Origin of the sequence: Lysobacter soli (genome assembly GCF_003382285.1) — a bacterium.
Classification (GTDB): Bacteria; Pseudomonadota; Gammaproteobacteria; order Xanthomonadales; family Xanthomonadaceae; genus Lysobacter_J; species Lysobacter_J soli.
In genome coordinates this window covers 97661-110525 of the sequence record NZ_QTJR01000011.1, presented here as the reverse complement: position 1 = coordinate 110525, position 12865 = coordinate 97661, and the positions used below count along the sequence as shown (strand labels likewise).

At 66.8% G+C, this 12865-nt stretch carries 13 protein-coding genes and 1 pseudogene; 7 read left to right on the top strand and 7 right to left on the bottom strand.

The features are described 5' to 3' along the window. Positions 1–66 precede the first annotated feature (66 nt). The 5 genes and pseudogenes from DX912_RS14545 to DX912_RS14530 all read right to left on the bottom strand — a co-directional run bounded on the left by DX912_RS14545 (position 67) and on the right by DX912_RS14530 (position 2668). Positions 67–729: a flagellar hook capping FlgD N-terminal domain-containing protein gene (locus DX912_RS14545; protein ID WP_115843525.1), complete on the bottom strand. Its 663-nt coding sequence runs from the start codon at positions 727–729 to the stop codon at positions 67–69. 32 nt (positions 730–761) lie between these two features. Continuing rightward, positions 762–1169, bottom strand: a complete 408-nt coding sequence (flgC, locus tag DX912_RS14540; protein WP_115843523.1) for a flagellar basal body rod protein FlgC — start codon at positions 1167–1169, stop codon at positions 762–764. 11 nt (positions 1170–1180) lie between these two features. Then, on the bottom strand, positions 1181–1480 hold the full coding sequence (gene flgB, locus DX912_RS14535) for a flagellar basal body rod protein FlgB (protein ID WP_425477954.1): 300 nt from the start codon (positions 1478–1480) through the stop codon (positions 1181–1183). Further along, a pseudogene (flgB, locus tag DX912_RS18805) lies at positions 1475–1540 on the bottom strand (flagellar basal body rod protein FlgB); the annotation flags it as partial. The gene flgB (DX912_RS14535) and the pseudogene flgB (DX912_RS18805), both read right to left, overlap by 6 nt. Positions 1541–1741: 201 nt before the next feature. Beyond that, complete coding sequence (locus DX912_RS14530; RefSeq protein ID WP_115843519.1) at positions 1742–2668, bottom strand: chemotaxis protein; 927 nt, start codon at positions 2666–2668, stop codon at positions 1742–1744. Positions 2669–3016: 348 nt separating this feature from the next. Here DX912_RS14530 and flgA point away from each other — a divergent pair, with 348 nt between their 5' ends. From flgA to DX912_RS14510, 4 genes are all read left to right on the top strand, one after another. Then, a complete protein-coding gene (flgA, locus tag DX912_RS14525; RefSeq protein ID WP_115843517.1) occupies positions 3017–3685 on the top strand; it encodes a flagellar basal body P-ring formation chaperone FlgA in 669 nt (222 codons plus the stop codon). Positions 3686–3773: 88 nt separating this feature from the next. Next, positions 3774–4091 carry a flagellar biosynthesis anti-sigma factor FlgM gene (gene flgM / locus DX912_RS14520; protein WP_115843515.1) on the top strand — a complete coding sequence of 106 codons (318 nt, stop codon included), beginning with the start codon at positions 3774–3776 and terminating at the stop codon, positions 4089–4091. 10 nt (positions 4092–4101) lie between these two features. Then, on the top strand, positions 4102–4434 hold the full coding sequence (locus DX912_RS14515; RefSeq protein WP_115843513.1) for a flagellar protein FlgN: 333 nt from the start codon (positions 4102–4104) through the stop codon (positions 4432–4434). Positions 4435–4686: 252 nt separating this feature from the next. Next, complete coding sequence (locus DX912_RS14510; RefSeq protein ID WP_232338450.1) at positions 4687–5934, top strand: ATP-binding protein; 1248 nt, start codon at positions 4687–4689, stop codon at positions 5932–5934. A gap of 337 nt (positions 5935–6271) precedes the next feature. Here DX912_RS14510 and DX912_RS18455 read toward each other — a convergent pair whose 3' ends face one another. Both DX912_RS18455 and DX912_RS18705 read right to left on the bottom strand, forming a co-directional pair. Beyond that, a complete protein-coding gene (locus DX912_RS18455) occupies positions 6272–6721 on the bottom strand; it encodes a hypothetical protein (RefSeq protein ID WP_181902847.1) in 450 nt (149 codons plus the stop codon). Between the two features lie 42 nt (positions 6722–6763). After that, positions 6764–6892: a hypothetical protein gene (locus DX912_RS18705; protein ID WP_267896523.1), complete on the bottom strand. Its 129-nt coding sequence runs from the start codon at positions 6890–6892 to the stop codon at positions 6764–6766. Positions 6893–7605: 713 nt separating this feature from the next. Here DX912_RS18705 and DX912_RS14500 point away from each other — a divergent pair. The 3 genes from DX912_RS14500 (at position 7606) to DX912_RS14490 (ending at position 12844) form a co-directional block, all read left to right on the top strand. After that, positions 7606–10797 (top strand): TonB-dependent receptor, encoded by a 3192-nt coding sequence (locus tag DX912_RS14500; protein ID WP_115843509.1) that lies wholly within the window; start codon positions 7606–7608, stop codon positions 10795–10797. 254 nt (positions 10798–11051) lie between these two features. Beyond that, positions 11052–11789 (top strand): SapC family protein, encoded by a 738-nt coding sequence (locus tag DX912_RS14495; protein WP_115843507.1) that lies wholly within the window; start codon positions 11052–11054, stop codon positions 11787–11789. A gap of 23 nt (positions 11790–11812) precedes the next feature. Then, the gene (locus tag DX912_RS14490) at positions 11813–12844 is read left to right on the top strand and encodes a cupin-like domain-containing protein (protein WP_115843566.1); all 1032 of its coding nucleotides are present in this window, start codon (positions 11813–11815) and stop codon (positions 12842–12844) included. Positions 12845–12865: the final 21 nt, after the last annotated feature.

The following is a 12865-nucleotide window of genomic DNA, read 5'->3' as shown; positions in this document are numbered from 1 at the left end:
TCTCCGGAGAGAGGAAGCCCCTCTCCCGCGAGCGGGAGAGGGGTTTGGGGTGAGGGCTGCGGTTCGTCAGCGGATGCGGAGCACGTAATCCAGCGGTGCCGTGCCCAGCCCCGCCAGATCGAGGAACACGCCGTCGCTGCCGACGGTCACGCTGTCCACGCGCGACTCGACGTAGGTGCTCAGGTCGTTCTTCGTTTCGCCCGACCCGATCGTCGCGGTGACGCCGTACGTACCGGCCGCGAGGCGGTTGCCGCTCGCGTCCTTGCCGTCCCATTCGAAGGCCACTTCGCCGGCCTTTTCGGCCTGCACGGTGATCTTGCGGACGCTCTGGCCGTTGGCATCGGTGATGTCGAAGGTGACGGTGCCGGCATCGGGTGCGGCGACCACGCCGTTGACGCTGCCCTCGGCGCCCAGCGCCATCTTGGCCGACGGCACCAGCACGCTGCGGCCGACGAGCGAGGCGCCGCGCAGCATCTGGTCGGTGGCGAGCGATCCCTTGAAGCCGTCCATCGACGTCTGCAGACCCTGGATGCCCTGCACGGTGGAGAACTGCGCGAGCTGCCCGAGGAATTCGCTGTTCTCCATCGGATTGAGCGGATCCTGGTGCTGCAGCTGTTCGGTCATCAGGCGCAGGAAATCGGCCTGCCCGAGCGAGTCGGACTTCTTGGTGGTGTCGGTGCCAGTGCTGCTGGCGCCGTAGGTCGAGACGAAGTCGGATATGGAAGTCATCGGAAGTCCTGGTCAGGTTCGGCGGCGCGCGGTCAACGGCCCATCTGCAACGTCGACAACGCCAGTTCCTTGGCGCTGTTGAACACCTCGACGTTGGCCTGGTAGCTGCGCGAGGCGGAAATGAGGTCGACCATCTGCGCCACCGGATCGACCGCGGGCGCGTACACGTAGCCCTGCGCGTCGGCGAGCGGGTGGCCGGGTTCGTAGCGCTTGAGCGGCGCGTCGGTGCTCTCGCGCACCTCGGTGACGTTGACGCCGGCGAGCGATGGATCGCCCGGCACGCCTTCGGCGCGGAACACCGGCTGCTTGGCGCGATAGACCTCGTCGGGATTGCCCGCGACGGAGTCGGCGTTGGCGAGGTTGGAGGCGATCGTCGACAGCCGCACCGACTGCGCGTTCATCGCCGAACCGGCGACGTCGAAAATGGGCAGGTTGCTCATGCGCGCGCTCCTTACTGACCGGTGATCGCGGTGAGCATTCCGCGCACCTTGGATTCGACGAAGGTCAGCGAGGCGCGGTACTCCAGCGCCGCCTGCGCGAACAGCGCGTGCTCGCGCTCGCCATCGACGGTGTTGCCGTCGACGCTGGGCTGGCTGCTGGGCCGGGCGAAACGCGCACCCTGCGATGCGGCGTCGATGGCATCGCCGGCGGCGGCATTGGGCTGGAGCGCCGACTGCAGCGCCGAGGTGAAGTCCAGGTCCTGCGCCTTGAAGCCGGGGGTATCGGCGTTGGCGAGGTTGGCCGACAGCAACTGCAGCCGCTGCTCGCGCAGGGCCAGCGCAGTGCCGTGGATGCCAAGGAAATCGGACATGACGCCTCCGGGGTCGGGTTCACCCGGAGCAGAGGCAAGGCGCGTGCCAGAAGGCGCTCTTTTCCCCCTCCCCTGCGTGCAGGGGAGGGTTGGGGAGGGGTGCGAAGCCGCGTGGCGGCGAGCCTGCGCGCGGTGAGCTCGGCGCTTACGCGCCGTCGCGACCCCTCCCCAACCCTCCCCTACAAGTAGGGGAGGGAGCGATCAAGCCAGCGCATTCACCCGAGCCGCCACGCGCTGCGCCAGCTCGTGTTCGGAGTACTTGGGCACGAAGTCGTCCGCGCCCACGCGCTCGACCATCGCCTGGTTGAACACGCCCGACAGCGAGGTGTGCAGCAGCACGAACATGTCGCGCAGGGCCGGGTCGCGTCGGATTTCCGTCGTCAGGGTGTAGCCGTCCATGGCCGGCATCTCGATGTCGGAGATGACCATGGCGTAGCGCTCGTGCGGGTCGATGCCGCTCAGGACCAGCGCCTGCAGGTGCTCCAGCGCCTGGCGGCCGTCGGACAGCAGGGTCGAGCCCAGGCCCAGCTGTTCCAGCACGAGGCGGATCTGGTTGCGCGCCACGCGCGAGTCGTCGACCACCAGCACTTCGCGCGGAGCGGTCGGGCTGGTGGCGGCAAGCGGGGCGATGCGGTCGGCGTCGCTGGCGCGCGGCGCGGACTCGGCCAGCACGCTTTCCACGTCGATCAGCTGGATCAGCTCGCCGTGGTGGCGCGTGACGCCGGTGAGGTAGTGCTGCTCGGCGCCGTGTTCCGGCGGCGGGTGGATGTCCTGCACCGCGATGTTGACGATGCGGTCGACCGCCGAAACCAGGAAGCCTTGGACCGATCGGTTGAATTCGGTGACCACCAGGTACTTCGGTTCGACCGAGTCGGCATCGCCGTGGCCGATGGCGCGCGCCAGGTCGAGCACCGGGATGCTGCGCCCACGCACGTCGGCCGCGCCGCTGAACGCCGGCGGCAGCTGCGGCAGGGTGAACAGCGGCGGGCGCGGGAGCACCTCCTGCACCTTGAAGACGTTCACGCCAAAAAGCTGACGCGTTCCCAGGCGGAACAGCAGCAGCGCCAGCCGGTTGTGGCCGGCCAGGCGGGTGCGTTGGTCGATGCGGTCGAGCAGGTCCTGACTCATGGTCGGGTTGTCGGCCGGGGACGGCGGGACTTGAGCATGCCGGCGGCGGTGCAAGGGGCGGGCCGGGAGCGGGATGACGCTGCCGGCCATTCCCCGACGGCCTGGCCCGTCATTCCTCGATGCTTTTGCTCGTCATTCCCGCGAAGGCGGGAATCCAGGGACTTTCCACGCTTCACTGGCCAGACGTCAGGTCGCGGGGTCGTGCCTCGCATCCCGCAACTTGCGGCGCTCCGGGGAAAGCATGAAACGTCCCTGGATTCCCGCCTTCGCGGGAATGACGGCGATTAGCGGGAAGGCGTTCCGGCACAAATCCTGCACGCACCCTCCGAATCTCTCCGGAGCCCCGCCATGCGCGCCATCCTCAACGTCCTGCTGACCGCCCTCGTGGCGCTGGCGCCGTCGTGGGCGATCGCGGGCGAGTTCCAGCCAGTCGGGTCCATCCGCGACGCCGCGATCGCCGCCCTCGGCGCGACGGCCGCGAACGGGCAGGCCGAGGCGTCCGTCGATTCGCGACTGCGCATGCCCGCGTGCGCGCAGCCACTGGCGGCGACCGTCACCGGGCCGACTTCAGTGGCCGTGCGTTGTGCCGATACCCCGGGGTGGCAGCTCTACGTGCCGGTGCGGGTGCGGCGCGAAGCCGACGTGGTCGTCCTCGCCCGGGCCGTCCGTGGCGACGAGCCGATCGGGCCGGAGCACCTGGCCGTGCAGCGTCGCGAACTGGGCGCCAGCGACGGCCCGGTCGTGACCGACCCGGCCGCCTTGGTCGGCAAGCGCCTTCGCAAGGCGATGCCGGCCGGTGCGGTGCTCCAGGCCGACGACGTGGGCGGCGACGACGCGCTCAAGCGCGGCGACCCGGTCACGCTGGTGTCGCGCGCCGGCGGCATGGAAGTGCGCATGGGCGGCCGCGCGATGGGCGCGGGGAAGCTGGGATCGACCATCTCGGTCGAGAACACCGCCTCGCGCCGTATCATCCGGGGCCGCGTGACGGGTCCCGGGCTCGTGGAAGTCAATTTGTGACGTTCCTTACAAAGTTGTCAGGTTTTCCCCTCAAGTCCGGCCGCGGGCGGCCGTTATCCAGTTCGAACACGTTCTCAAGGAGTCAGCCATGACCCACAAGATCGACGGCGCCATGTCGCCCGCCCTGCGCCAGATCGAAGCGACCGGCAGCACGTCCGTGCAGTCGCGCTCCGGTGCCGACCGCGGCCAGCCTGTCGGCGCCACCGCCGCGGCCGACCAGATGCGCCTGACCGGCGATGCCACGAACCTGCAGGCGCTGGAGCGCGAGCTCGGTGCGGCCCCGGCCGGCATCGACGTGGCGAAGGTCAACGCCATCCGCACCTCGCTCGCCGACGGCAGCTACAAGGTCGACCCGCAGGCGATCGCCGATCGCATGCTGTCGCTCGAGAACGCGCTGTCCAAGTGAGCCACCGCGGATGAACGCGCACCCGCTGGACGCACTCGAGTTCGCCCTCAACGAGGAGCGCCGCGCGCTGCTCGACCACGACGTCGAGGCGCTGCTGCGTTCCACGCAGGCCAAGCTCGAAGCCCTGCGCGCGGCCGAACACGCCGGCGCCGCGGCGAACGACGCACCGCGCGTGCTCGCCCTGAGCGAGCTCAACCACGCCAACGGCGCACTGCTCGCGCGTCGCCGCCGCGAAGTGAACTGGGCTCTGCGCCACCTCGGCCGCCTGGATGCCGACACCACCTACGACGCCACCGGGCAGTCCGGCGCGAAGCCGCACAGCCGGCTCAACGTGTCGGTCTGATTTCCCGACCGGTTCCGCGTCCTCGAACCGCACACGTTGCCGTCATCCCCGCGAAGGCGGGGATCCATGCCGCGAGCGTCACCGCCTTCGAAGGCCGAACATCATTGGATGGTTGGATGTTCGGCTCCGCGGGAATGACGCCTCCGAGCCAAGCCGTGCATCACGCAAACCGCTTCGCGCCCGCTCCCGCGTGATTCCGACACCCCGCATGCGATAAGTTGGCCCGGCCACACGCAGCAGGCCCGGAGCGGGATGAGCGAAACCACGAACACCACCACCGTCGACACCTGGAGCGAAGACATGCTCTGGGCGGTCGCCATGTCGGACCTTGCGGTCTTCCTGCTCGACGACCAGGGGCGGCTGCTGCACAGCAACGACGCCGGGCGCGTGCTCGCGATGCGACTGCATCCGGACGAGCCGCATCCCGATCCCGCGATCCTGCTGTCGTACATCCCCGAACAGGGCTGGCAGATCGCGCAGCGCGACGGCCGCTGGATCGGCGAGGTGCCCACCGCGCTCCCCGGCCTGGTGCTGGAGATCAAGGCGTTCGCCGGTCGCGATCGCGGCCGCTGCCGTCGCTACACGGTGATGACCGACATCTCGGTGCGTTCGGCGCGCGAGGGCGAACTGCGTCGTCGCCACGACGAACTCCAGTCGACCTATGACCGCCTCGCCAGCGCGCAGGAACAACTGCTGCAGTCGGAGAAGATGGCATCCATCGGCCAGCTCGCCGCGGGCGTCGCGCACGAAATCAACAACCCCATCGGCTACGTGCACTCCAACCTCGGCACGTTGCAGGAATACACCAGCGCGCTGCTCGCGCTCGTCGACGGCTACGCCGACGCGCTGCAGTCCAGCGATCCCGCATCGAGCCGCCCGTTGCTGAAGCAGATGCGCGACCGCCTCGACGTCGATTTCATCGTGGGCGACCTGCCGAAGCTACTGGAGGAATCGCGCGAAGGCATCGAGCGCGTCACCAAGATCGTGCAGGACCTCAAGGAGTTCTCGCACGTCGAGCGCGACGAGCCGATGCGTCCGTCGGATCTTCGCAAAGGCCTGGAATCCACGCTCAACATCGTGTGGAACGACCTCAAGTACAAGGCGAAGGTCGAGAAGCACTACCACGACGTGCCGCTGGTGGAGTGCTATCTGTCGGAGATCAACCAGGTCTTCATGAACCTGCTGATCAACGCGGGGCAGGCGATCGACGACCGCGGGCTGATCACGCTCGCGATGGGCGTGGAAGGCGACGAGGTGTGGGTGAGCGTTGCCGATGATGGCGTCGGCATTCCCGAAGAAGCGTTGCAGCGGATCTTCGATCCGTTCTACACGACCAAGCCGATCGGCCGCGGCACGGGCCTCGGGCTGGCGATCGCGTATCGCATCGTCGCCAAGCATCACGGCCGCATCGAGGTGCACAGCCGCCCGGGCGAAGGCAGCACGTTCCGCGTGGTACTGCCGATCTCGCAGCCGGTGCTGTCGCGTCCGCGGGGGAAGTAGCCTCACCGTCATCCCGGCGAACGCCGGGACTTGGCCCGCAGCGTCCGGGCACTCCCTCGACGGTTCCAAACCTCACCGTCATCCCGGCGGAGGCCGGGACCCAGGCCCGTATCGTTTGGGCACTCTCTGGACGGCTCCAAACCTCACCGTCATCCCGGCGAAAGCCGGAACCCAGGCCCGCAACGTTCGGGCACTCTCTCGACAGCTCCAAACCTCACCGTCATCCCGGCGAAAGCCGGGATCCAGGCCCGCAACATCCGGGCACTCCGGCAGCGGTGAGCCACATCATCGTCATTCCAGCGAAAGCTGGAATCCATCTTGCCGTTGCTTTTGCTCGTCATTCCCGCGAAGGCGGGCCGCTTCTGGGCCGCCGAATGGCGGCACCATCCATGGACTTTCCATGGTTTACCCAAAGCCGAGAGAGCAAAGAAGAATCACCAGCCAAGCTTCCGATCGCCTGCGGCGCTCGGGTCACTTTTCTTTGCTCGCACAAAGAAAAGTAACCCAAAGAAAGTGCGTACAAGTCCAACCCAATCCCACGACCGGAAAGCAAAAGGGCGCGTTCGCGATTCGCCATCCATGGCTCAGCGCTCACCGCCGCACATCCTGTGCGGCGCCCTTCGGGGCTAGTGACGAATAGGCTCTTCGACAGCAACAGCAACAGCAACAGCAACAGCCACAGCAACAGCGACAGGGACAGGGACAGGGACAGGGACAGGGACAGCGACAGCGACAGCAGCAACAGCGACAGCAGCAACAGCGACAGCGACAGCGACAGAATCGTCATTCCAGCGAAAGCTGGAATCCATCTTGATCTTTCGATTGCAGTTCACGTTGCAATGCCGTTGCCGTTGCCGCGGCCGTTGCCGTTGCCGTTGCCGCTGCCGCTGCCGCCGTCGCCGTCGCCGTCGCTCTTGCTCGTCATTCCCGCGAAGGCGGGAATCCAGGGACTTTTCACGCTTTCCTTGCAGCCCGGCAGAGCAAGGAAGAACCACGAGCCAAGCTTCCAAGCGCCCGCCGCGATCCACGCATCGCAAACGCATTCCGCCGCATGAGCCCGCTACCGCGCCGCAAGCGTCGACAGGCAAGCTCGGTGCGCAGAGGCCATGCTGCACGCGCGATCAGTCCGGTGTCCGGCTTCCCGCGCGCTAGTCCCTCACATCCAGCACCACGCACCGCGCCCGTTGAAAACCCCGCGGAATCGCCGAAACCCACCCCATTCAGCCGCGGCGACACCTCACGCGGTGCGTAAGGTTTCAACCGAAACCTGTAGGCCCATCAGCCCGTTGCTGCATTGCACGATGACAAACTCGGCACACTTTGCTTAGTTTTGGTTAAGGCGTCGTGGTAGCGCTATCACAGGGGTGGGCCACCCGACGCCGGGAACACGCGATTACTGCGACTGCACGGGTCACTGGAACCGCAAGGGAAGTCGGTTTTCGAGGTGCGGGACGGGCGACTCGATCGCCCGGTTTGGAAGCGTGCGGGCGTTGCCCGCGGGTGCCCTGGGGAGGGGCGAGACATCCATCGATCGAAGTAGAGGGCAGACCACATGATTTGGTTCCGGTCCGACGCAGCAAGCGCGTCCTGCAAGCAAGCGGCCACCATCGAGCCGCCGTCGCAGGACAAGGTTTTTTCCGATCAACGAGCCGTCCAGCGGAGGGCCGCGCCATGAGCCGCAGGACGTCCAACACGAAGTTCAACAGCCGCATCCTCAAGCGCACGGCGATGTTCACCTTCGTCGGCGGCATGCTGGTGATCAATCCCGCGTTCGCGCAGGACGCCACGCAGGCGACGCAGGGGCAGGTGCTGCAGGCACAGAACCCCGCCGACGAGGCCACCACGCTCGATTCGGTGACCGTCACCGGTCTTCGCAACTCGCTCAACCAGTCGATGGAACTCAAGCGCGAGGCCGCCGGCGTCGTCGATGCGATCAGTTCCGAAGACATCGGCAAGTTCCCCGACACGAACCTGGCCGAATCGCTGCAGCGCATCACCGGCATCTCGATCGAGCGCCGCGACGGCGAAGGCGCGCAGATCACCGCGCGCGGCTTCGGCCCGCAGTTCAACATGGTCACCCTCAACGGTCGCCAGATCCCGGGCGCGGACGCGTTCGGTGCGCCGGGGCAGATCCCGATCGGCGGCGTCGACGGCGGCACGCGCGCGTTCAACTTCGCGCAGCTGGCATCGGAAGCGATCGACACGCTGGTGGTCTACAAGACGGGCCAGGCGACCGTGCCCAGCGGCGGCATCGGCGCGACGATCGACATCCAGACCGATCGCCCGTTCAACCACCAGGGCGGCAACGTCATCGCCAACCTCGGCGCCAAGGCCGTCTACGACGAATCGCAGCCGTTCGAAACCGACATCACGCCGGAAGTGTCGGGCATCTTCAGCTACGCCAACGCCGACAAGACGTGGGGCGTGGGCCTGTCGGCGAGCTATCAGAAGCGCCACGGCGGTTCGGTGCAGTCGACCGAGAACGCCTGGAACATGCAGCGCTGGACCGGCACCGATCCGGCACTGCGTCCGGACGCGATCGTGACCAACGCGCCGGCGATCGGCCAGCTGTACGGCATGCCGAACGACCTGCGCTACGCCTTCGCCGATTTCGAACGCGAACGCATCAACGGCCAGGCCGTGCTGCAGTTCGCGCCGACCGATGCGCTGACCTTCACGCTGGACTACACCTACTCCAGCAACGAGATCACCGAGGACCGCGGCGAGCAGACGATCTGGCTGCAGCGCGCCAACAGCTTCAGCCACCTCACCTTCGATACCAACGAGGAGGTCGCAACGCCGATCTACCTTCGCGACATCGTCGGCACCAAGGACTTCGGCTACGAGCAGCAGCGCCAGGAGCAAGAATACACGCTCGATTCGATCGGCCTGAACGTGAAGTGGGACGTCACCGACCGCTTCCGCCTGGCCTTCGACGCGCACAACACCACGTCCAAGAGCCTGCCGAACGATCCGGTCACCGGCGGCGGTTCGACGTTCTTCTCCATCGCCGGCACCAACAACTGCACCGTGGGCCCGTACTGCGGCGGCAACTGGGCGCAGGAGCTGTGGTTCAACAACGGCCTGCCGATCGGCGCGCGCACGTGGTACACCGATCCGGCTTCGGCCGCGAGCGGCGCCAACGGCACGGTCAACCCGGACTTCCCGCCGGAGCAGATCGGTTCGCAGGTGCTGCGCATCAATTCCCAGCGCCAGGAAACCGAGGTCAAGCAGGGCCGCATCGACGGCGAATACAACTTCGATGACGGCCGCTTCCTGTTCGGCGTGGATTCGTCCAACGTCACCATGAGGCGCATGCAGGCGACCGAGGCGTATTCCACGCTCGGCGACTGGGGCGTGGCCAACACCGGCAACGAACCGGGCCTGCAGGAACTGCTGACGCCGATCAGCATCGTCGGCATGTTCGAGGACTGGAACACGGACGGCGCGGCGCGCGGTGCATGGCGCGGCAATGCCACGGCCGGCGCGTTGTGGGCGGGCGATTTCTACGGCGCGCAGACGCGTCGCAACGACCAGCTGGCCGCCGACAACGAAATCGAGGAAGACACCGACTCGGTGTACGGCCAGGTCGAAATGGACGGCACGTTGGGCGGCTTCCCGACGCACACGCGCATCGGCGTGCGTTACGAGAAGACCTACCTGACCTCGACGTCGCAGGTCGCCATTCCCACCGCGATCCAGTGGCAGGCGAACAACGACTTCCGCATCCTGCGCGGCGAGGACACGCAGCCCTTCAAGGAAACGCACAGCTACGACTACGTGCTGCCGAACCTGGATTTCAGTATCGATTTCACCGATGAGATCAAGGGTCGCGCGTCGTTCAGCCAGACCATCGCGCGTGCGCCGTACGGCAGCCTGTACGCCGGCCCCACGCCGAACCAGCCCACCGGTTCGATCCTGATCAACCCGTCCACGCGTGCGGACGGCGATGCGCAGAACCCGGAACTGGATCCGCTGGAATCGGACAACCTCGACCTGGCGGTGGAGTGGTACTTCGCCGACGCGAGCTTCGTCTCGGTCACGTTCTGGAACAAGGACGTGAAGAACTTCGTCGGCAGCTCGGTGGTGCGCGAGAACCTGTACGGCCTGCGCGATCCGACCTCCGGTCCGGATGCACAGGCGGCGCTCGCGTTCCTCACCAGCCAGGCGTGCGCGACGCAGGCCACGGCGGCGGGCGCGGACCTCGCGCAGGCGTGTTCGGCCAACGACACCGCGCTGTTCACGGCGGTGGCGATGCTGCGCAATCCGGAAACCGGCGGCCTGGGCGCGTACAACGGTACGTCCGCGCAGTCGCTGGCGATGGAGAACGCCTACGACCTGGTCGGCGAAGCGGATGATCCGTTGTACGAGTTCGACGTGCAGCGTCCGGTCAACCAGAACAACGCCAACCTGCACGGTTGGGAAATGGGTGGCCAGTACTTCTTCGGCGAGTCGGGTTTCGGCATCTTCGCCAACTACACGCTGGTGGACGGCGACGTCGCGTTCGATAACACCGTGGTCGATCGCGACCAGTTCGCGCTGCTCGGCCTGAGCGACACGGCCAACGTGATGTTCATGTACGAGAAGTACGGCTGGTCCGCGCGACTGGCCTGGAACTGGCGCGACGAGTACCTGATCGCGGCCAACGAGAACGGCTCCAACCGCAATCCGTTCTACGTCGAGGAATACGAGCAGTGGGACTTGAGCGTCAACTACTCGTTCAACGACAACTGGCAGGTCGGCTTTGAAGCGATCAACCTGACCGGCGAGGACGTGCGCTGGCACGGCCGCTCCGAGAAGCAGATGATCAAGCTGGTCGACCAGAGCCCGCGTTACATGCTGGGCGTGCGCTGGCGCTACTGACGGCACGCGTACGAGGAAACGCGGGTGCGGGGACGGGAGGCGCGATGCGTCCTCCCGTTTCCCGGACTCCATCCAACGCGAGGAACGAGGGGCCATCGCACGCGGCACGGAGGACGCTCTCCCTCCCGTGACGCTCGCGATCCCGCGTTTCTCGCTTCTCGTTTGCGGCGCCGCAATCGCGACATTCCGAAACCCTTGCTTCCGTCGAACGGCAGGCGCATAACGTGCGAAAGCCTGCCCATTGCCAGCCCGACATGGCCCGATACGAACTGCTCAACAACATCACGCACAAGGACCTGCGCGTGGCCACGCGCTTCGGTCGCGAATTCGGCGACGACGTCGGCATGGTCATGGCGTTTCCGACCGAGTTCGCCGAGTTGCAGCGCGAATACCCGATCTTCTTCCGCAAGGATCGCGACAGCGGCCAGTGGCAGGCGGTCGCGTTGCTGGGTTTCGACGCGAAGGAAAACCTCTTCCTGCAGGGCGAACGCTGGAATGCCGCCTACCTGCCCGGTGCGATCGCGAAGGGACCGTTCCTGATCGGCTTCCAGGAGCAGCGCATCGAAGGCGAACTCCGCCGCGAACCGGTCGTGCACGTGGACATGGATCACCCGCGCATCCAGGCCGGCGACGGCGAGGCGGTGTTCCTCCCGCAGGGCGGCAACAGCGCCTACCTCGATCATATTTCCACCGTGTTGCGCGGCATCCGCGACGGCGTCGATGCCGGTCAGGCGATGTACGCCGCGCTCGACGCGCTCGGACTCATCCAGCCGGTGTCGCTGGAAATCACGCTCGACGAAGGTCATCGCGTGAGCCTGGCGGGCCTGCACAACATCGACCGCGACCGGCTGGCCGCGCTCGATGCCGACCAGCTGCACGCGTTGCATCGCGCGGGTTATCTCGAAGGCGTGTACCTCGTGCTCGCCTCGGTCCACAACCTGCGCCGGCTGATGGCCGAAAAGCAGCGGCGGCTGCGAGAGACCGCGCAGTGAACGCATTGGCCGGCGACGCGACGATGCATGCGCGCGCCGGCGCGACGCAGCCGATCGCCGAGCTGCACGGCCTGCACGCGGATTCATTGCCGATCGACGAACTGCTCGCGGGCGGCAAACCGGTGGTGCTGCGCGGCATCGCGCGCGACTGGGAGCTGGTGAACGCGGGCGAGCAGTCGATGCAATCGGCGATGGACTACCTGCGTCGTCACGACAACGGCCAGCCGGTGACGTATTCGTGGGGCGCGCCGGAGATCCGCGGACGTCCGTTCTACAACGACGACTTCACGCAGCTCAATTTCGAGGTGCGTCGCGGCGTGCTGTCGCAAGTGTTGGACGAGATCGCGTCGCACGCGAACGATGCGATACCTCCGACCTGGTACGTCGCCTCGCTGCTCATCGACACGCGCCTGCCCGGACTTCGCGCGAAGAATGACCTGGGACTCGCAACGCAGGGCATCGACGCGCCGCCGAGCATCTGGATCGGCAACCGCGTCACCGCGTCGTGCCATTACGATGCGATGAACAACATCGCCGTGTGCGCGGTCGGGCGTCGCCGCTTCACGCTGTTTCCGCCGGAGCAGATCCACAACCTCTATCCGGGTCCGCTGGAACCGACGCCGGGCGGGCAGCAGGTCAGCGTGGTCGATTTCGACGCACCGGATTTCGCGCGCTATCCGCGTTTCCGCGATGCGCTCGCCGTCGCGCGTACTGCCGTGCTCGAGCCGGGCGATGCGATCTTCATGCCGAGCCTGTGGTGGCACCACGTGCAGGCGCTGGAAGCGTTCAACGTGCTGGTGAACACGTGGTGGAGCAGCGTGCCGGCGCACGTGCCCACGCCGATGCATGCGCTGTACCACGCGATCTGGGCACTGCGCGATCGCCCCGAGCGCGAGAAGCAGGCGTGGCGCGAAGTGTTCGATTACTACGTTTTCGGCGATCCGGAACTGGCCGGCGCGCATCTTCCGGCGCAGGCGCGTGGCGCGCTCGCGCCGGTCGACGACGTGCTCGCGCGGCAACTGCGCGCGATGCTGCTCGCCAAACTCAACCGCTGAGCGCATGCGCTCGACATCACA

Excerpts from the sequence above, each read along its gene's own strand:
- DX912_RS14515 (WP_115843513.1), top strand. The coding sequence starts at position 4,102 with ATGAACGCGCACCCGCTGGACGCACTCGAGTTCGCCCTCAACGAGGAG.
- DX912_RS14545 (WP_115843525.1), bottom strand. The coding sequence starts at position 729 with ATGACTTCCATATCCGACTTCGTCTCGACCTACGGCGCCAGCAGCACT.
- flgA (WP_115843517.1), top strand. The coding sequence starts at position 3,017 with ATGCGCGCCATCCTCAACGTCCTGCTGACCGCCCTCGTGGCGCTGGCG.
- DX912_RS14495 (WP_115843507.1), top strand. The coding sequence starts at position 11,052 with ATGGCCCGATACGAACTGCTCAACAACATCACGCACAAGGACCTGCGC.
- DX912_RS14490 (WP_115843566.1), top strand. The coding sequence starts at position 11,813 with ATGCATGCGCGCGCCGGCGCGACGCAGCCGATCGCCGAGCTGCACGGC.
- DX912_RS14500 (WP_115843509.1), top strand. The coding sequence starts at position 7,606 with ATGAGCCGCAGGACGTCCAACACGAAGTTCAACAGCCGCATCCTCAAG.
- DX912_RS14530 (WP_115843519.1), bottom strand. The coding sequence starts at position 2,668 with ATGAGTCAGGACCTGCTCGACCGCATCGACCAACGCACCCGCCTGGCC.
- flgM (WP_115843515.1), top strand. The coding sequence starts at position 3,774 with ATGACCCACAAGATCGACGGCGCCATGTCGCCCGCCCTGCGCCAGATC.
- flgC (WP_115843523.1), bottom strand. The coding sequence starts at position 1,169 with ATGAGCAACCTGCCCATTTTCGACGTCGCCGGTTCGGCGATGAACGCG.
- DX912_RS14510 (WP_232338450.1), top strand. The coding sequence starts at position 4,687 with ATGAGCGAAACCACGAACACCACCACCGTCGACACCTGGAGCGAAGAC.
- DX912_RS18455 (WP_181902847.1), bottom strand. The coding sequence starts at position 6,721 with ATGACGATTCTGTCGCTGTCGCTGTCGCTGTTGCTGCTGTCGCTGTTG.